Genomic DNA, 19134 nt, shown 5'->3' with positions numbered 1-19134 from the left:
CGCGCGCGAGAAACGTCCGCTGCGCCGACGAGACCGCGCCGCACCGAAGTTCGCTGCACCGATAAACGCCTGTTGCGGCGATAAACGCGGGCACGGGGCGTTTCTGCCGGCGGCGACCGTTTTTCGAGGGGATGCGACGGTCTCGGCGACACGCGAGCGCCCGCCCCGACGGATCGGGACGGGCGCTCGGACGGTGCGTGCGGGATCAGACCAGCGAACGCAGCACGTACTGCAGGATGCCGCCGTTGCGGTAGTAGTCGGCCTCACCGGGGGTGTCGATGCGGACCACGGCGTCGAACGTGATGGTCTGCTTGCCCTCGGGCGAGAACTCGCTCGGCTCGGCGGTGACCTTCACGGTCTTGGGCGTGACGCCCTCGTTGAGCTGCTCGATGCCCTCGATCGAGACGATCTCGGTGCCGTCGAGGCCCAGGGACTTCCAGCTCTCGCCGGCCGGGAACTGCAGCGGCACGACGCCCATGCCGATGAGGTTGGAGCGGTGGATGCGCTCGAAGCTCTCGGTGATGACCGCCTTGACGCCGAGCAGGTTCGTGCCCTTGGCCGCCCAGTCGCGCGACGAGCCCGAGCCGTACTCCTTGCCACCGAAGATCACCAGCGGGATGCCCTGATCCTGGTAGTTCTTGCTCGCGTCGTAGATGAACGACTGCGGGCCGCCCTCCTGCGTGAAGTCACGGGTGTACCCGCCCTCGACGACGGTGCCGTCGTTGACCGCCGCGGTGAGCTCGTTCTTGAGGCGGATGTTGGCGAACGTGCCGCGGATCATGACCTCGTGGTTGCCGCGGCGCGAGCCGTAGGAGTTGAAGTCCTTCTGCGCGACACCGTGCTCGGTGAGGTACTGCGCGGCCGGGGTGCCGGCCTTGATGTTGCCGGCCGGGCTGATGTGGTCGGTCGTGACCGAGTCGCCCAGGGTGGCCATGACGCGTGCACCGGTGATGTCGGTGACCGGCGACGGCTCCATCGACATGCCGTCGAAGTAGGGAGCCTTGCGCACATAGGTCGAGTCGGCATCCCACTCGAAGACCGGGCCGGTCGGCGTCGGCAGGTTCTTCCAGCGCTCGTCCCCCTCGAAGACGGTGGCGTACTGCTGGATAAACTGCTCGCGCGAGATCGACGCGTCGATGATGGTCTGCACCTGGTCGGGCGCGGGCCAGATGTCCTTGAGGAAGACGTCGTCGCCGTTCTGGTCCTTACCGAGGGCGTCGGTCTCGAAGTCGAAGTTCATCGACCCGGCGAGGGCGTAGGCGACCACCAGCGGCGGGGATGCCAGGTAGTTCATCTTCACGTCGGGGCTGATGCGACCCTCGAAGTTGCGGTTGCCCGAGAGGACGGCGGTGACGGCGAGGTCGTTCTCGTTGATCGCCTCGGAGACCTCTTCGATCAGCGGGCCGGAGTTGCCGATGCAGATCGTGCAGCCGTAGCCGACGGTGTAGAAGTCGAGGCCCTCGAGCGCCTTGTCGAGGCCGGACTTCTCGTAGTAGTCGGTGACGACCTTGGAGCCCGGGCCGAGGGTCGTCTTGACCCACGGCTTGCGCTTCAGGCCCTTGTCGACGGCGTTCTTGGCGAGCAGGCCGGCCGCGATCATGACGGAGGGGTTCGACGTGTTCGTGCACGAGGTGATCGCCGCGAGGGTGACCGCACCATTGTCGAGCAGGTAGGACTGGCCCTCGGGCGTGGTGACCTTGACCGGATTCGACGCGTTGGCGGGGTGCCCGGAGGAGATCAGCACCTCTCTCTCGGTCACGTGCTCGTGCTCTTCGCCGGGGACGGAGCCCGGGTCGGATGCCGGGAACGTGCCGTCGACCTCGAGGTCGACGACCGAGTCGGACACCGCGCCGCCGGCGTAGTTGAGGATGTCCTTCTCGAACTGGTTCTTGGCCTCGGAGAGCAGGATGCGGTCCTGCGGGCGCTTCGGACCGGCGATCGAGGGCACGACGGTGCCGAGGTCGAGCTCCATGTACTCGCTGAACACGAGCTCACGGGCCGGGTCGTGCCAGAGCTTCTGCTCCTTGGCGTACGCCTCGACGAGCGCGACGGTCTGCTCGTCGCGGCCGGTGAGACGCAGGTAGTCGAGCGTGACGTCGTCGATGGGGAACATCGCGGCGGTCGAGCCGAACTCGGGGCTCATGTTGCCGATGGTGGCGCGGTTGGCCAGCGGCACCGAGGCGACGCCCTCGCCGTAGAACTCGACGAACTTGCCGACCACGCCGTGCTTGCGGAGCATGTCGGTGATGGTGAGCACGACGTCGGTCGCGGTCACGCCGGCGGGGATCTCGCCCGAGAGCTTGAAGCCGACGACGCGCGGGATGAGCATCGACACCGGCTGGCCGAGCATCGCGGCCTCGGCCTCGATGCCGCCGACGCCCCACCCGAGCACGCCCAGGCCGTTGACCATCGTGGTGTGCGAGTCGGTGCCGACGCAGGTGTCGGGGTAGGCGCGCAGCACGCCGTCGACGGTGCGGTCGTAGATGACCTTGGCCAGGTGCTCGATGTTGACCTGGTGCACGATGCCGGTGCCCGGGGGGACGACCTTGAAGTCGTCGAACGCCGTCTGGCCCCAGCGCAGGAACTGGTACCGCTCGCCGTTGCGCTCGTACTCGATCTCGACGTTGCGCTCGAGCGCGTTCTCGCTGCCGAAGAGGTCGGCGATGACGGAGTGGTCGATGACCATCTCGGCGGGCGAGAGCGGGTTGATCTTGTTGGGGTCGCCGCCCAGCGCCGTGACCGCCTCGCGCATGGTGGCGAGGTCGACGATGCAGGGAACACCGGTGAAGTCCTGCATGACCACGCGCGCGGGCGTGAACTGGATCTCGGTGTCGGGGTCGGCCGTGGGCACCCACGAGCCGAGGGCCTCGATCTGCTCCTTCGTGACGTTGGCGCCGTCTTCGGTGCGAAGCAGGTTCTCCAGCAGCACCTTGAGGCTGAAGGGGAGCTTCTCGTGACCGGCGACCGTGTCGATACGGAAGATCTCGTAGTCGGTGCTGCCGACTGTCAGGGTGCTCTTGGCACCGAAGCTGTCAACCGTGGACACGATCGTCTCCTTCGTCGGCGAATGCGCAGGCGTCGGCCCGCTGTCGTCCATCTTCCCCGCGTGGCGGAGCCGATTCCAGGAAGGTCGACCTAACCGTGCGGACGGACGGATTTATCTTGATGTCAAGATAATATCAGGACTCGCGGCGAGGTGAGAGAGAACGCACTACGAGCCACGTCACCGCGAGCATCGGGGCGAACAGCGGCAAGCCCATGACGATCTTCAGCGTGCCCAGCGCGGTGACGTCGCCCGCGAAATACAGCGGCAGCTGCACGATCAGCCGCGCCGCGAACAGCGCCGCCCACGCCAGTGACAGCCAGGTGTAAGCCAGACGCTTGCGGCGGTCCGCCCGCCATCGCGTGCCCTCGCCCAGCAGGTAGCCCGCGGCCAGGCCGATGAGCGGCCAGCCGATGAGCGCCGAGACGAGGAAGGCCGTGCCGTAGGCGCCGTTGGTGAAGAAGCCGAAGACGAAGTTGTCCTGCCCGCGCCCCGTCACCAGCGCCAGCACCGCGGCACCGGCGGTGGCGAGCAGGCCGCCGATCGCGGCGCTCGGCGGCGACTTCGCGATCAGCCGCGCGAGGGTGAACACGACCGCGAGTCCGACCGACACCCCGAGGCTCAGCCAGAGGTTGCCCTGGCGCGTCTCCGGGTCGATCGTGAGGGTGAACAGCACGACGAACGCCAGCGACGGCAGCACCGATTCGAGGATGCCGCGCACTCCCCCCATCGCCGACCACACGGCCGCTCCGGTGGAGCCGTGCGCCGCGGGGTCGAGCCCCGCGCGCCGTGCCGCGTTGCCCAGCGCCGCACCGACGCTGTCGGCGGCGGAGGGGGGATCGAGCGGCACCCGGTCGCCGTCGGGCCCCGGCCTGGTCGTGTCGTCGCTCATGCGGTGCCGGGGGTGGCCGGCATCCGGAGCGGGATCAGATCGCGCGGCGGCATCGGCGAGGATCCACGGACGACGACGATGGAGCGGAAGAGGTCTTCGACCGCGGCCGCGGCCTCGATGTCGCTGGTCGCCGCTCCCCCGACGACGCCGCGCAGGAACCACCGCGGACCGTCGACACCCACGAACCTCGCCAGACGCTTCGAATCGGCGTCGGCGCCGCCCGTGACGGGCACTTCGGCGAGCAGCTCGGGGCCGAGCGGACCCTCGCGCTCCTCGACGCGACCGCCCTGCTGCTTCACCTGCTGACGGATCTGCTCGCGCGTCTCTTCCCAGAGGCCGCTCGTGCGGGGGGCGGCGAAGGGCTGCACCTGCAGCGTCGAGTCGGCGTAGTCGAGACCGACGGCGACGATGCGCTTGGTCTGCTCCTCGACCTCGAGGCGGAGGTTGAGGCCCTCGCGCGGGAGGATCTTGATGCCGCCCAGGTCGATGTAGGGGCGCACCGGGTTCGCCTCGGACTCGTCGAAGGGGCCCGCGCTCTCACGGTCGATGGGCGCGCTCTTGACGGGCGGCGCCGCAGGGCCGGCCGCCTGTTCCACCTCGGGGGTGGTCTGCGTCTCGTCGTCGGTCATCGGGTGCTCCCTTGCAGGCTCTGGTATCCGCTCGATCCGAAACCGCCGTCGCCGCGCACGCTGTCGGGAAGTTCGTCGACGGGGACGAAGCGCACGGGCGGGACGGGCATCACGATGAGCTGGGCGATGCGGTCTCCGACCGCGATGTCGTAGGCCTCGTCGAGGTCGGTGTTCAGCAGCGCGACTTTGATCTCGCCGCGGTAACCCGCGTCGATCGTCCCCGGAGAGTTGACGATGGTGATGCCGTGCTTGGCCGCCAGGCCGCTGCGCGGCACCACGAACGCCGCGTGGCCCTCCGGCAGCGCGATCCGCACGCCCGTCGACACGAGAGCCCGGCGACCGGGCTCCAGCCGCACGGCTTCGGCAGCCGTCAGGTCGGCCCCGGCGTCGCCCGGGTGGGCGAAGAGCGGGGACTCGGATGCGACAATGAGGACATCCACCGTTTCGGTCACCCCACGAGGGTAATGCAGAAGAGGGGGTGCGGCATCCGCACCGCAATCGAGTACCGCGAGCGTCTGAGTCCATCCCTGTGGGCTCTGGCGGCCGCCGCCGTGTGCGGGCCGATGGCCGCTGTGGTGTTCTCCCCGCTCGACACCACGCTCGCCCTGTTCATCGGACTCGTCGTGTCGGTCGCGATCGTCGCGGGCCTGCTCGCCGTATCGCCCGTGGTCGAGGTGAGCGGCGGCGAGCTGCGTGCCGGGCGTGCGCACATCCCCGTCGCGCTGCTCGGTTCGCCGTCGGGTGTCGTCGCAGAAGAGGCGCGTACGGCCCGCGGGAGTGGTCTCGACCGTCGGGCGTGGCACGTCATCCGGGGTGGCATCGACGGCATCGTCGTGGTGCCGGTCATCGATCCCGATGACCCGACGCCGTCATGGGTGATCTCCACCCGCACGCCGGATCGCCTGGTGGCGGCGATCCAGCGCGCTCAGGTCAGGCTGCGCACTCCAGGCAGATGAAGCCGGGGCCGCTCTCTTCCGCGATCTGCGAGCGGTGCTTCACCAGGAAGCAGTTCATGCAGGTGAACTCGTCTTCCTGAGCGGGGAGCACGACGACGTCGAGCTCGATGTCGGAGAGGTCGGCGCCGGGCAGTTCGAAGCCCGAGGGGTTGTCGGCATCCTCGTTGTCGATCGACCCCGACGCCTTGTCGGGCACGCGCTCCTTGAGGGCCTCGATCGACTCGCTGTCGTCCTCGGTCTTGCGCGGTGCGTCGTAATCGGTTGCCATGCGTGCAGGTCTCAACTTCCGGAATTCGTGGTGCTGTGCCCCATCGGGTGCCCGATCGGGCGGCCATAGTTTGCATGACACGTCTTCGATAAGCAAATGCTCTTGCGGGCGTGTGCATGTCGGGCGAGGCGTGAAACTCGCGGCGCGCCCGCGATATTCCGTGATGCGCGCCGCGCGCATGTCAGCATGGGCGCTGACCGCAGATCGGAGGGGTGTTTCGCATGGAACAGCTCAAAGTCATCGGAACCGAGGATGACGTCCTCGTCGTGGCGACCCAGGCGGGAGAGCGCTTCGCCCTCCCCCTCGACGAGGTACTGCGCGCCGAAGCGCGCCGTGCCCGCCGGGACCGCGAGGACGACGACCGCGCCCCGCGTCCCAGCCCCCGCGAGATCCAGGCGCACATCCGAGCCGGCATGTCGGCCCGCGAGGTGGCGTCTTTGTTGAACGCACGCGTCGAGGACATCGAGCGCTTCGAGGGTCCGGTGCTCGCCGAGCGCGAGCACGTCGTCAGCCAAGCGCTGGCCGTGCCGGTGCTGCTCGGCGGCACGCTCGAGCACGACGCCCCGATCACCTTCGGCGCGGCGGTGCGCGCGAAACTCGCCGAAGCCGGCGCTTCGGCCGAGCGATGGACGAGTTGGAAGGAGGGCACGAGCTGGATGGTCAAGCTCGAGTTCACCGCCAACGGCATCGACCACGACGCGCGATGGGGCTTCGATCCGCGCCGCAGCACCCTCTCGCCGCAGAACGCCGACGCGATCCAACTCTCGCGCCAGGGTTCGCTGCCCGAGGGCCTCATCCCCCGTCTGCGCGCCCTCGACAGCGTGCAGAAGGACGAGTCCCGCTTCGACAGCGGATCCTTCGGCCCGCGCCGCCTCGATATCGAGGACGAACCGGGGGTCGAGGCCACCGGCCCGGTCGCCCCCGCCGTGCAGGCCGCGGCGATCAAGCGCGCCCCCGACGCCCCCGTCACGTCGTCGGAGACGGCCGACCTGCTCGAGGCGCTCCGGCGCCGTCGCGGTCAGCGCGAGCCGCTCCCCGGCACGACCGAGACGGAGCCCGAGCTGCGTCCGGTCGGTCCCCCCGTCGCACTGTTCGACGCCGTCGAGCCGAAATACGTCGCCGAGCCCGAGCCGCCGGCGCCGGAGCCCGAGCGTGCGCAGCCCGACCCGGCGCGACGCGCGAAAGGCCGACCGTCGATGCCGTCATGGGACGAGATCGTCTTCGGAGCCCGCTCCGACGAGAGCTGAATCCCTCGAGCGGATGCCGCGGCGGTGACGGCATCGTCACCGTGCGGCGGAGCGGCGAGCGGAACGGATGCCGGGCGCCCGGCATCCGGCACCGTCAGGCGAACGCACCCAGACGCAGGAGCGGGACCGTGCGCTCCTCATCGGTGAGCGATCCGTGCTGGCCGACCATCTTCTGGGGACGCTTGTCGGGCTCGCGGTCGTCGTAGTACGCGGTGCGTCCGCGCGCAGCGACCAGGACGTCGCCGATGCGGGGGCGCACCTCGTCGTCGACCGCGCCGAACAACCCGGCGCCGATCGCCTCGTCGCGCGTCATGACCCAGGCGCGCGTTGCCTCGCTCTGCGCCCACGTCGAGGCCACGGCATCCGCCCGCCCCTCCTCCGCGTAGAGGTGGAGCATGCGCGGCTCCCCGCCGAGCAGGGCGACGCCGTCGAGCCGGGGATTGCCCGCGCGCAGCAGCACGTGCTTGTGCGCGGGCACGTCGACCATGCCGTGATCGGCGGTGACGAGCACACCGGTGCGCGCGTCGATGAGGCCGGCGAGTCGCCGGGCGGCGGCGTCGACGCGCTCGAGGGTGTCGGTCCAGCGATCCGACTCCCACCCGTCGCGATGCCCCGCGGTGTCGAGCTCGGGGGCGTAGAGATAGGTGACGGATCCCGGATGCCGTGCGGCCAGGTCGGCGGCGATGCGCACGCGCTCGTCGAGGTCGTCGGAGGGGAAGAACGACGCCCCCCGCAGCGTGGCCTCGGTGAAGCCGGTGCCGGTGTAGCTGGGTTTCGACACCACGAAGGCGCGGCCGGCACGCTCGGCGAAGAGCGGCTCCGCCCGCTGCCAGGTGAGCGGGTCCAGTCCGTCGGTCTCCCACCCGTGCAACTGGTTCGGTGCGCTCAGGGTGCCGGGGATTCGCGTGCGGTAGCCGACGATGCCATGGGTGCCGGGATCGACACCGGTGAGCAGGCTCGTGAGGGCGGCGGCCGTCGTCGACGGGAAGACGGTGCGGGCCACATCGCGCCGACCGCCGGCCGCCGCGAGGAAGCGCGCGTGACCGCGGCGGGCGGCGAGGTTGTGGGCGCCGAGGCCGTCGACGAGGAAGACGATCACGCTGCGGGCCGGCGGGAGCCAGTGCGACGCGCCCTCGAGTGCGGCGATCGACTGCGCCAGCACACCGGTGAGGCTCCGGGAACGCGGCGGGTCCGCCGGTAGGCTGAGTGACATCGGGGCAAGTCTTCCACACGACGCCCGATCCCCGTCCGTCCCGGACGCCCGCTCGACCCGAGGCCCTTCACATGCCCGATTCCCGTTCCTCTTCCTCCGCGTCGTCCGCCGTCGCCGAGCGCATCGAAGACGTCGATGTCTCGACCGAGATGCAGGGGTCGTTCCTCGAATACGCCTACTCCGTCATCTACTCGCGCGCGCTCCCCGACGCCCGCGACGGACTGAAGCCCGTGCAGCGGCGCATCCTCTACCAGATGGCCGAGATGGGCCTGCGGCCCGACCGCGGGCACGTCAAGAGCGCCCGCGTGGTGGGCGAGGTGATGGGAAAGCTCCACCCCCACGGCGACGCCCCGATCTACGACGCGCTCGTGCGTCTCGCGCAGCACTTCACGCTGCGCGTACCCCTGGTCGACGGTCACGGCAACTTCGGTTCGCTCGACGACGGCCCCGCGGCCTCGCGCTACACCGAGGCGCGCCTCGCTCCCCCCGCCCTCGCCCTGACCGAGAACCTCGACGAAGACGTCGTCGACTTCATCCCCAACTACGACGGACAGTTCCAGCAGCCCGAGGTGCTGCCGGCGGCGTTCCCCAACCTGCTGGTCAACGGCGCGACCGGTATCGCGGTCGGTATGGCGACGAACATGGCGCCGCACAACCTCGTCGAGGTCGTCGCCGCGGCGACGCATCTGCTCCAGCATCCGGATGCCACGGTGGAAGAGCTCATGGAGTTCGTCCCCGGACCCGACCTGCCGACGGGCGGCATCATCGTCGGCCTCGACGGCATCAAAGACGCCTACACCAACGGTCGCGGCACCTTCCGCACGCGCGCGAAGGCGTCGATCGAGTCGCTCGGCCCGCGACGCACCGGCATCGTCATCACCGAACTGCCCTACCTCGTCGGCGCCGAGCGCGTCATCGAGAAGATCAAGGATGCCGTTCAGGCCAAGAAGCTGACGGGCATCGCCGACGTCACCGACCTGTCCGACCGCCACCACGGTCTGCGTCTCGTCATCGGCATCAAGACCGGGTTCGACCCCAAGGCCGTGCTCGAGCACCTCTACCGCCTGACCCCGCTCGAGGATTCGTTCGGCATCAACAACGTCGCCCTCGTCGACGGCCAGCCGCAGACGCTCGGGCTCCGCGACCTGCTTCGCGTGTACCTCGATCACCGCATCCGCGTCGTCACGCGGCGTAGCGAGTACCGCCTGGCGCGAAAGCGCGAGCGCCTGCACCTCGTCGAGGGTCTGCTCATCGCGATCCTCGACATCGACGAGGTCATCCAGGTCATCCGCTCCTCCGATGACGGGGAGGCCGCACGCACGCGTCTGCAAGAGGTCTTCGATCTGTCGCACGCGCAGGCCGAGTACATCCTCGAGCTGCGGCTGCGGCGCCTGACGAAGTTCTCGCGCATCGAGCTCGAGGCCGAGCGCGACCAGTTGAACGCCGAGATCGCCGAGCTCGTCGAGCTGCTCGGCAGCCAGACGCTGCTGCGCCAGCAGGTCGCGAAGGAACTGGATGCCGCTGCCGAGGCGTACGGCACCCCGCGGCGCACGATGCTGCTCAACGGCGGGCCGGTGCAACCGCGGTCGGCGAAGGCCGCGGCCGCCGCCGACCTGCAGATCGCCGACGCCCCGTGCCGCGTCTACCTCTCGGCCACCGGACGCATGGTGCGCGCCGAGCTCGTCGCCGACGCACCGGGCGGGGGTGTGGTGGCTCCGACGCGCCGCTCGAAGCACGACGCGATCCGGTCCTCGGTCGACACGACGACGCGCGGCGACGTCGGCGCGGTGACATCGGCAGGGCGTCTGGTGCGCTTCTCCCCCGTCGACCTGCCGTCCGTGCCGGCCAATTCGGTACAGATGGCCGCGGGGATCAAGGTCGAGCAGTATCTGCCGCTCGGCAAGGGCGAACAGCTGGTCGCCCTCGTTCCCCTCACCGGTGGTCCGACGATCGCCCTCGGCACCGAGCAGGGTGTCGTCAAGCGCGTCGCTGCGAGCGAGCTGGGCGCGAAGGACGAGATCGAGATCATCGCGCTGCGCAACGGCGACCGGGTGGTGGGCGCCGCGCCCGCGGGAGACAACGCCGAGCTGGTCTTCGTCGCCAGCGACGCGCAGTTGCTGCGCTTCGACGCCTCGTCGGTCCGGCCGCAGGGACGCTCCGCCGGAGGCATGGCCGGCATCCGGTTGTCGGACGGCGCGCGCGTGATCGCCTTCGCGGTCGTCGGGGCCTCGTCGTTCGACGCGGTCGTGGTGACGGTCGCCGGCTCCACGGCGGCGCTTGCCGGAACGGATGCCGGGAGCGCGAAGGTCTCAGCCTTCACCGAATTCCCGGCGAAGGGGCGTGCCACGGGCGGTGTGCGTGCGCAGCGTCTGCTTCGCGGCGAGGACGCGCTCGTGCTCGCATGGATCGGCACCGAGCCGCGCGCGGTCGGCAGCGACGGGTCCATGCGGACGCTGCCCGAGCCGGGCGCGAAGCGCGACGCGTCGGGCCAACCGCTCGACGCCGTCGTCGGCGCCATCGGCACCGTCGTGCGCTGAGCCCGAGCCGGCGGGCGTCGCCGCGGTCGCGGCGCCCGTGCACAGCTGCGGGGTGCCCCGCGGTCGCGGCGCCCGTGCACAGCTGCGGGGATTGTGGGAGACACGCCGGTGCAGACGCCGTCGACGCGGCGTGTCGGGTATGACCTCTGCCGTTGTGCACGGGGGCGGCGGTGCCCGCGGCGGCGCTGCGGGAATGCCCCGCGGCCCCGGTGCCCGCGCACAGCTGCGGGGAGGCCCCGCGGTCGCGGTGCCCGTGCACAGCTGCGGGGATTGTGGGAGACACGCCGGTGCAGACGCCGGCGTCGCGGCGTGTCGTGCGGGATCTCTGCCATTGTGCACGGGCGCGGCCGTGCGGCGGTGACGCCCGGGCACGGCCGCGGGGCGATCGTCAGCGGCGCGCCGGCACGAAACGGCGGCGGCGCGGCGTATCGCCCACGTCCCGTGGCGCGTGCGCACCGCCGCACCGAGCGGGCCCGTGCGGCGGTGCGGTCAGACGTCGATGCTCTCGCGCGCCAGGCGGTCGCTCGAGTCGATGATGAACTCCCGGCGGGGTGCGACCTCGCTGCCCATCAGCAGGTCGAACACCTCCGCCGCCCGCTCGATGTGCTCCACCTGCACGCGCCGCAGGGTGCGGCCGGCACGGTCCATCGTGGTGGTGGCGAGCTGGTCGGCATCCATCTCTCCGAGTCCCTTGTACCGCTGGATGGGCTCTTGCCACCGCTTGTTCGCCTTCTTCAGGCGCGCGAGCAGCGCGTGCAGCTCCTGCTCGCTGTAGGTGTAGATCGTCTCGTTCGGCTTGGAGCCGGGGTTCATCACGATGACGCGGTGCAGCGGCGGGACGGCGGCGAACACGCGGCCGGCCTCGACGAGCGGCCGCATGTACCGGAAGAACAGTGTCAGCAGCAGGGTGCGGATGTGCGCGCCGTCGACGTCGGCGTCGCTCATGAGGATGATCTTGCCGTAGCGCGCTGCGCTGAGATCGAAGGAGCGCCCCGACCCCGCGCCGATCACCTGGATGATCGACGCGCACTCGGCGTTCGACAGCATGTCACTGATCGAGGCCTTCTGCGTGTTCAGGATCTTGCCGCGGATCGGCAGCAGCGCCTGGTATTCGCTGTTGCGGGCGTCGCGCGCGGTGCCGAGCGCGGAGTTCCCCTCGACGATGAACAGCTCGGAGTTGTCGACGTCGTTCGAGCGGCAATCCACGAGCTTCGACGGCAGCGACGACGACTCGAGCGCGTTCTTGCGCCGCTGCGTCTCTTTGTGCGTGCGCGCCGAGATGCGCGCCTTCATCTCGGAGACGATCTTCTCGAGCAGTTGCGCGGTCTGCGTCTTGTCGTCGCGTTTGACCGACGCGAAGCGTGCCGCGAGCTCTTTCTGCACGACGGATGCCACGATCTGCCGCACCGCGGGAGTGCCCAGCACTTCTTTCGTCTGGCCCTCGAACTGCGGCTCGGGCAGACGCACCGTCAACACGGCAGTGAGCCCTGCGAGCAGGTCGTCTTTCTCGATCTTGTCGTTGCCGACCTTGAGTTTGCGGGCGTTCTGCTCGACCTGCGCGCGGAGAACCTTCATCAGGCCCAGCTCGAAGCCCTGCTGGTGCGTGCCGCCCTTGGGGGTGGCGATGATGTTGACGAACGAACGGGAGGTGGTGTCGTAGCCGGTGCCCCACCGCACCGCGATGTCGACCGCGCACTCGCGCTGCACCTCGGTGGGCACCATCGATCCGCCCGGCTGCAGCACCGGAACGGTCTCGGTGAAGGTTCCGGTGCCGGTGAGGCGCCAGGTGTCGGTGACCGCGGCATCCGGGGCGAGGAACTCGGCGAACTCCGAGATCCCGCCGTCGAAACGGTAGCTCGTCTCGACATGCTTCTCGGCGCGCTCGTCGAGCACGACGATCTCGAGCCCCGGCACGAGGAACGCCGTCTGGCGCACCCGCTGCACGAGCTCGTCGTGGCCGAAGGCGGCGTCTTTCGTGAAGATCTGCCGGTCGGCCCAGTAGCGGATGCGGGTGCCCGTCACGCCGCGAGGAGCCTTGCCCACGACGCGCAGCTCGCTGCTGCGCTCGAACGGGGTGAAGGGCGAGTCGGGGCCGTCGCCGGCGAAGAGGCCGGGCTCGCCGCGGTGGAACGACATCGCGTAGGTCTTGCCCCCGCGGTCGACCTCGACGTCGAGGCGCTCGGACAGCGCGTTCACCACCGACGCGCCCACACCGTGCAGACCACCGGATGCCGCGTACGAGCCGCCGCCGAACTTGCCGCCCGCGTGGAGCTTGGTGAAGACCACCTCGACACCGGTGAGACCCGTGCGCGGCTCGACGTCGACAGGGATGCCGCGCGCGCGGTCGCGGACTTCGACGCTGCCGTCGGCGTGGAGGACGATGTCGATGCGACTGCCGTGACCGGCGAGCGCTTCGTCGACGGAGTTGTCGATGATCTCCCAGAGGCAGTGCATGAGGCCGCGGGAGTCCGTGGAGCCGATGTACATGCCGGGGCGCTTGCGCACGGCCTCGAGACCCTCGAGGACCTGCAGGTGGTGGGCGGAGTACTCGGACGTCACGGTTAGCCAGCGTAATCGGGGCCACCGACATCGCCTGCCAGACACACAGCGGGCCTGGGCCACCGTACGCGCACAGCGAAATGTGATCAAGGCGCGGCATAGGGGAAACATCCGCGTGGTTGTATATGGAGACTCGCCCACGACCACATGAGGAGGGCACCCGAGATGACCACCACGACTGCACCCGACGCGACTGTTCTCGACCACCGCCTGACGGCGGCGGATCGCTGCGACTCCTGCGGCGCACAGGCCTACATCGCCGCGGAGGTGAACGGCAGCGAGCTGCTGTTCTGCGCTCACCACGGCCGCAAGTACGAAGAGAAGCTCCGCAGCGTCGCCACCTCGTGGCACGACGAGACGGCACGCCTCACCTCCGCCGACTGAGCCCTCCGTCGGCAACGGGCCCCGATCACTCCCTGAGCGAGTGAGGCGGGGCCCGTTCTGCGTTTCAGCCCCGGTACACCCGGGGTATCGACGGGGAGACGCGCAACGCGATCTCTTCGCCGATGGTGTCGATCAGCTCGGCGAGGTCCGTCGCGCTTCGCAGGGCTCCCCGCCCGAAGACGGCGATCTCGTCGCCGACCCGCGCGTCGTCCCACACGGCGACGGCCGTCGAGGTCGCACCGATCGCCTCCACGCGGCGCGGCCCCGCCGGGGTGGCGACATCGAACCGACCGCTCAGGGCGCTCGGGAGCCCGTGCAGGCTGCCGATGTCGAGATGCACGCCCGCCGGGCCGACGGCGGTGACCGTGGCGACCAGGGCCGCGATGGGCTCGATGCCGAGCTCCGCCTCGCCCGGGCCTCCGGCAGGACGGATGCCGTACGAGAACGCCCCGACGCGCACGAGGTCTTCGCGGAACTCTCCGCGAGCGAATCCGGCGGCGCTGGCGGCGAGGTGCGAGTAACGGGGCACGAGGCCGGCGGCGCGCGCCGCGTCGCGCGCGGCGAGGAAGAGCGCGCGGGCGTCGTCGTCGTCGGCATCCGAGGCTTCCGAGATGTGCGACCAGATCCCCTCGAGAACCGCTCGGCCCTGACCGACGAGCTCGGCGGTGCGTGTGAGCGCAGCATCCCAGCGCTCCGGACGGATGCCGTTGCGGTGCAGGCCCGTGTCGATCTTCAGGTGCAGGCGGGCCGGAGCGGCTGAGAGAGCCGCGAGGTCGTCGAGGAGCGCCTCGTCGCCGATGCCGAGATCGAGGTCGGCGGCGACGCCGGCGCGCAGGTCGTCGGCGCCCCCGATCAGCCAGACGAAGATGCGCGCGTCGGGGCCGGTGATCGCCCGCACGGCCGCGCCGGTGGCGACATCGAACGCCCCGAACCAGCGCACGCCCTCGTCCCGGGCTTCGCGAACGAGCGTCTCGAGACCGTGGGCGTACGCATCGTCTTTCACGACGAGCATGTGCGCCGCCGGGGCGACGGCCTCGCGGACGCGGCGGAGGTTTTGACGGAAGGCGCCCAGGTCGACGCGATACTCGGCGCTCACGCCGACACCCGGCGCTCGGCTCGCGCGCCCACGACGGCGACGATCTCGGCTGCGCTCCAGCCCGTGGCATCCGTCCATTCCGCCAGGGAGGGCTCGTCGCGCGCCGGATCGCCGAAGAACACGACCTCCGCCCCGCGGGAGACCGGCGTGTGGCCGACGTCGACGACGCAGACGTCCATCGCCACGCGGCCCACGATCCGGTGGCGGCGCCCGTCGATCGCGACGGTGGCGGTGTTCCCCAGCGAACGCACGATGCCCTGTGCGTAGCCCCCCGTCACCAGGGCGACGGTGGTGTCGTCCGCCGCGCGGTGCGTGTACCCGTACGACACTCCCTCGCCCCGCAGCAGCGGCTTCGTACCCAACGCGCGGCCGCGCAGCGACAGCACCGGTCGCGCGTCGGAGCCCGGCAGACCGAACAGTGTCGCGGCGTCGAGGCCGGCGGCATCCAAGCCCTGTTCAGACAGCACGGATGCCACCCACTCGGCACCGTGGCCCCAGCCGTCGGCAGCGAGCACGTCGTCGTCACCGCCCACCGCCCGCGACGCATTGCGCCGTAGCGCGGCCTTGGAGAGGAGGGCCACCGGGGCGACTCCCCCGGCCCCGGGCGTGCGGGCGGGGAGCGTGGAGGTCACGCATCTAGACTAACGGGGTCCGTCATCCCCGACCCCGGAGCGTGCATGCCTAGCCAGGGCTTCTCCCCCGTCACCCGTCTGCGCTACCTCGCCGATCGCGCCCGCCGCATCGATGTGGGCTCGGTGATCGAACGAGCCAAAGAGGCGTCGGCCCAGCACGGCAAGGCCATGCCGCTGGTCGTCGCCGACATGCTCTTCCAGGCGGGCGTGAAGAACGTCGGGTTCCAGGACTACATCGACTACGACTTCGCCATCCTCACCCCGGCCGAGCGTGCGACCTACATGACGCACCCGGTGTCGAACCAGATCTCGCAGAAGTACGACCACCCCGACTTCCGCGGCATCTTCCAAGACAAGGTGGCCTTCGACCGCCGCTTCAGCGAGTTCCTGCGCCGGGACTGGATGGTGGTGGATGCCGACAACGCCGACGAGCTGCGCGCGTTCACCGAGCGCCTCGGCACCATCGTCACCAAGGAGCCGGTCGGTCAGGCCGGCACCGGCGTGCACCGCTACCACGCCGCCGAGGTCGAGGACTGGGGCGCATTCCACCGTGGCCTGCTCGAGCGGGGCGAGATCCTCGTCGAAGAGGTCATCCGCCAGCACGACGACCTCGCTGCCGTCTGCCCCGGAACCGTGAACACCACGCGCGTGACAGCGTTCTTCGACGGGCAGAAGACCCACATCCTCGCGATGGCGCAGAAGTTCGGCCGCGGCGCCGTCAGCGACCAGATGACCTTCGGCGGCTTCTACACGATGCTCGACGAGAACGGTCACGCCCTCGGGGCCGGCTACGACTCGCACGGCCACGTGCACGAGGTGCACCCCGACTCGGGCGTGCGCATCGCCGACTTCCAGCTGCCGATGATCGACGAGGTCACGGCGTTCGTCGACCAGGTCGCCCGCGTCGTGCCCCAGGTGCAGTACGTCGGTTGGGACATCGTCGTCGGCCCCGACGGCCCCGTGCTCGTCGAGGGCAACTGGGGCGCGGGCGTGTACGAGAACAAGCCGAGCGTCACCGGTATCCGCACCGGACACAAGCCGCGCTACCGGGCGGCCATCGGGTTCTGATCCCGGATGCCGACAGGCCCGCTCCCGTATCGGGGGCGGGCCTTCGCTCTGCCGCTGCGGGGCGGACTGGGCCGCCGGCCGGTGGTGCCGAACGAGGACGAGCACGTCGGCCGCTCGCTGCCAATCGCTCGCGCGCAGGCTCGCCGCCGTCTCGGCGGGAACGACGGTGCCGAGCCCTGGGGAGGACGGACGCTGGGGGACCCGGCTCCGCGCGCTACGGCAGGAACGACGGCGCCGAGCCCCGCGGAACGACGGATGCCGTGGCATCCGACTCCGTAGGGCTCGGCGCCGGTGGAGTGAGACGGGCGGTCAGCCGGCCATGATGGCCGACTCGGCCGGAACGACACCGAGCAGCAGCAGCACGATGACGAGGATGCCGAGCGCCACGCGGTAGATCACGAACGGCAGGAAGCTGCCGCGCTTGAGGTACTGCATCAGGAAGGCGATCACGAGGTAACCGACGACGAACGCGATGACCGTCGCGACGGCCGTCTCGCCCAGGTTGTAGGGGCCGGTGCCTTCGTCGAAGCTCTTGTACAGCTCGAACAGTCCGCTAGCGAACACGGCGGGCACCGCCAGCAGGAACGAGTACTCGGCCACGGCGGTGCGCTTGTAGCCGAGCGCGCGGCCCAGCGTGGTGGTGGCGCCCGACCGCGAGACGCCGGGAACGAGGGCGAGGGCCTGGGCGAATCCGTACGCGATGCCGTGCGGGTAGGTGAGGTCGTCGAGGTCGCGGCGGCGCTTGCCGTAGTGGTCGGCGAGGCCCAGCAGGATGCCGAAGACGATGAGCACGACAGCGGTGATCCAGAGGCTGCGGAAGTTGTCGCGGATCAGGCTCTGCAGCAGCACGCCGAGGAGGGCGATGGGGATGGTGCCGATGATCACGAGCCAGCCCATGCGGGCGTCGGGGTCGTTGCGCGGCACCTTGCCGCTGAGCGAAAGGAACCACCGCGAGATGACGCGGGCGATCTTCGCGCGGAAGTAGATCAGCACGGCGAGCTCGGTGCCGATCTGCGTGATGGCGGTGAAGGTCGCGCCGGGGTCGGTCTGCGACGGGAGGAACTCGCCCACGATGCGCAGGTGCGCACTGGAAGAGATGGGGAGGAATTCGGTGAGGCCCTGAACGAGCCCGAGGATGATGACCTCGAAGATATGCATGCGGTCCTTCAGTACGTCCGGAGGAGGTCGGCGAGAACACGTCGACCGAACTCGAGCGCGTCGACGGGGACGCGCTCGTCGACACCGTGGAACATTCCGGTGAAGTCGAGATCGGCGGGAAGTCGCAGCGGCGCGAATCCGTAACCGGAGATTCCGAGGGTGGAGAGGGCCTTGTTGTCGGTCCCCGCGCCCAGCAGGTAGGGGACGACGGGAACGCCCGGGTCGTGGCGACCGAGCTGCGCGACCATCGCGTCGACCAGGTCGCCGGCGAAGGGCACCTCGAGTCCGACGTCTCGATGGACGATCTCGATGTCGACGCCGTCGCCCACGATCCGACGGACGTCGGCGAGGGCGGCCTCCTCGGTGCCGGGCAGCACCCGCACATCGATGAGCGCCTCGGCGCGATCGGGGATCACGTTGTGCTTGTAGCCGGCGGTCAGGCCCGTCGGGTTCGTCGTGGTGCGCAGGGTGGACTGGACGAAGCTCGCCGCCGCGCCGGTACGCCGCGCGAGGGCGTCAGGATCGCCCGCGTGGTCACCCGTGATCTCGGCCAATCCCGCCAGCAGGGCGGCGGTGGTGTCGGTGAGCCGGATGGGCCACTCGGTGCGCCCGAGGGCGGCGACGGCTTCGGCGAGACGGGTGACCGCATTGTCGGGATGCAGGCGGCTCCCGTGGCCGGCACGGCCGCGGGCCACCAGCTTGATCCACAGCAGCGCCTTCTCTCCGACCTGCAGCAGGTAGGCGCGCCGGTCGCCGACGGCGATGGAATAGCCGCCCACCTCGCTGATGGCCTCGGTGGCCCCGGCGAACCATTCGGGACGGTCCTTGACCACCCGACCCGAGCCTTCGACGCCACCGTTCTCCTCGTCGGCGAAGAACGTCACGATCACGTCGCGCTCGGGCCGTTCGCCCGCCCGCAGCAGGTCGGCGACGGCGGTGAGGATCATGGCGTCCATGTTCTTCATGTCGACCGCTCCGCGGCCCCAGAGGATGCCGTCGCGGATCTCGCCGGCGAAGGGATCGACGCTCCAGTCGTCGGCGACGGCGGGCACGACGTCGAGGTGGCCGTGCAGCACGAGCGCGGGCTTGTCGGGATTGCGGCCGGGGACGCGGGCGCAGACGTTCGTGCGGCGCGCGACGGGTTCGTAGTAGTCGGTGTCGAGCCCGAGTGCTTCGAGATAGGCGCCGACGTACTCGGCCGCCTCGCGCTCGCCGTTGGAGCGGCCTCCGCCGTAGTTCGAGGTGTCGAACCGGATGAGGTCGGACGCGATGCGCGCGACCTCGGGGACGACGTTTTCGGGCTCGGACATGCGCACTACCGTACCGGGACGCGAGGACGACTCCCGTCGCATGTCCCTCGGTTCCCTCGCCGCGCGCCCTGGGGAGGACGGGTGGCCGGCCGATGGACGACCGGGGTCCGCTGTGGGTGGCGCGGTCGGACGCGCCCGGGCT

Annotated in this window: 16 protein-coding genes; 5 read left to right on the top strand and 11 right to left on the bottom strand. The window is 70.2% G+C overall.

The features are described from left to right. Window positions 1-205 precede the first annotated feature (205 nt). The 4 genes from acnA to dut form a co-directional block, all read right to left on the bottom strand. Window positions 206-3046, bottom strand: a complete 2841-nt coding sequence (gene acnA / locus QE410_RS06995) for an aconitate hydratase AcnA (RefSeq protein ID WP_307329750.1) — start codon at window positions 3044-3046, stop codon at window positions 206-208. Between the two features lie 133 nt (window positions 3047-3179). Beyond that, window positions 3180-3935 (bottom strand): DUF3159 domain-containing protein, encoded by a 756-nt coding sequence (locus QE410_RS06990; protein ID WP_307329748.1) that lies wholly within the window; start codon window positions 3933-3935, stop codon window positions 3180-3182. Continuing rightward, complete coding sequence (locus tag QE410_RS06985) at window positions 3932-4564, bottom strand: DUF3710 domain-containing protein (RefSeq protein ID WP_307329745.1); 633 nt, start codon at window positions 4562-4564, stop codon at window positions 3932-3934. The genes QE410_RS06990 and QE410_RS06985 overlap by 4 nt, the downstream gene beginning before the upstream one ends. Further along, entirely contained in the window at window positions 4561-5016 is a 456-nt protein-coding gene (dut, locus tag QE410_RS06980) for a dUTP diphosphatase (RefSeq protein WP_307329742.1), read from the bottom strand. The genes QE410_RS06985 and dut overlap by 4 nt, the downstream gene beginning before the upstream one ends. A gap of 12 nt (window positions 5017-5028) precedes the next feature. On the opposite strand from dut, the gene QE410_RS06975 reads away from it, so the two are divergent. Further along, entirely contained in the window at window positions 5029-5520 is a 492-nt protein-coding gene (locus QE410_RS06975) for a DUF3093 domain-containing protein (protein ID WP_307329738.1), read from the top strand. Here the strand turns inward: QE410_RS06975 and QE410_RS06970 are convergent. Beyond that, window positions 5495-5788, bottom strand: a complete 294-nt coding sequence (locus tag QE410_RS06970; RefSeq protein WP_055837222.1) for a DUF4193 domain-containing protein — start codon at window positions 5786-5788, stop codon at window positions 5495-5497. The two genes, QE410_RS06975 and QE410_RS06970, sit on opposite strands and share 26 nt — an antisense overlap. A gap of 221 nt (window positions 5789-6009) precedes the next feature. Between QE410_RS06970 and sepH the strand changes: the two genes are divergently transcribed. Next, on the top strand, window positions 6010-7035 hold the full coding sequence (sepH, locus tag QE410_RS06965) for a septation protein SepH (RefSeq protein WP_307329734.1): 1026 nt from the start codon (window positions 6010-6012) through the stop codon (window positions 7033-7035). 94 nt (window positions 7036-7129) lie between these two features. On the opposite strand, the gene QE410_RS06960 is transcribed toward sepH, so the two are convergent. Further along, complete coding sequence (locus tag QE410_RS06960; protein ID WP_307329731.1) at window positions 7130-8248, bottom strand: alkaline phosphatase family protein; 1119 nt, start codon at window positions 8246-8248, stop codon at window positions 7130-7132. Between the two features lie 71 nt (window positions 8249-8319). Here QE410_RS06960 and QE410_RS06955 point away from each other — a divergent pair, with 71 nt between their 5' ends. Beyond that, a complete protein-coding gene (locus QE410_RS06955; protein WP_307329729.1) occupies window positions 8320-10785 on the top strand; it encodes a DNA topoisomerase (ATP-hydrolyzing) subunit A in 2466 nt (821 codons plus the stop codon). 489 nt (window positions 10786-11274) lie between these two features. Here the strand turns inward: QE410_RS06955 and QE410_RS06950 are convergent, their stop codons facing one another. Next, a complete protein-coding gene (locus tag QE410_RS06950; RefSeq protein WP_307329726.1) occupies window positions 11275-13344 on the bottom strand; it encodes a type IIA DNA topoisomerase subunit B in 2070 nt (689 codons plus the stop codon). 165 nt (window positions 13345-13509) lie between these two features. Between QE410_RS06950 and QE410_RS06945 the strand changes: the two genes are divergently transcribed. Continuing rightward, the gene (locus QE410_RS06945; protein ID WP_154924054.1) at window positions 13510-13728 is read left to right on the top strand and encodes a hypothetical protein; all 219 of its coding nucleotides are present in this window, start codon (window positions 13510-13512) and stop codon (window positions 13726-13728) included. A 64-nt stretch (window positions 13729-13792) separates the two neighbouring features. Here the strand turns inward: QE410_RS06945 and QE410_RS06940 are convergent, their stop codons facing one another. Next, window positions 13793-14824, bottom strand: a complete 1032-nt coding sequence (locus tag QE410_RS06940) for an alanine racemase (RefSeq protein ID WP_307329721.1) — start codon at window positions 14822-14824, stop codon at window positions 13793-13795. Further along, a complete protein-coding gene (locus tag QE410_RS06935) occupies window positions 14821-15456 on the bottom strand; it encodes an alanine racemase (RefSeq protein ID WP_307329718.1) in 636 nt (211 codons plus the stop codon). Before QE410_RS06935 ends, QE410_RS06940 begins: the two co-directional genes overlap by 4 nt. Window positions 15457-15501: 45 nt before the next feature. Between QE410_RS06935 and QE410_RS06930 the strand changes: the two genes are divergently transcribed. Further along, entirely contained in the window at window positions 15502-16524 is a 1023-nt protein-coding gene (locus QE410_RS06930; RefSeq protein ID WP_307329715.1) for a sugar-transfer associated ATP-grasp domain-containing protein, read from the top strand. Window positions 16525-16833: 309 nt separating this feature from the next. Here QE410_RS06930 and QE410_RS06925 read toward each other — a convergent pair whose 3' ends face one another. After that, on the bottom strand, window positions 16834-17682 hold the full coding sequence (locus QE410_RS06925; protein ID WP_307329712.1) for an undecaprenyl-diphosphate phosphatase: 849 nt from the start codon (window positions 17680-17682) through the stop codon (window positions 16834-16836). 8 nt (window positions 17683-17690) lie between these two features. Continuing rightward, on the bottom strand, window positions 17691-18992 hold the full coding sequence (locus QE410_RS06920) for a M20/M25/M40 family metallo-hydrolase (RefSeq protein ID WP_307329710.1): 1302 nt from the start codon (window positions 18990-18992) through the stop codon (window positions 17691-17693). Between the last annotated feature and the right edge of the window lie 142 nt (window positions 18993-19134).

Origin of the sequence: Microbacterium sp. SORGH_AS_1204 (assembly GCF_030818935.1) — a bacterium.
Classification (GTDB): domain Bacteria; phylum Actinomycetota; class Actinomycetes; order Actinomycetales; family Microbacteriaceae; genus Microbacterium.
This window is presented reverse-complemented; position numbering and strand designations above follow the sequence as displayed.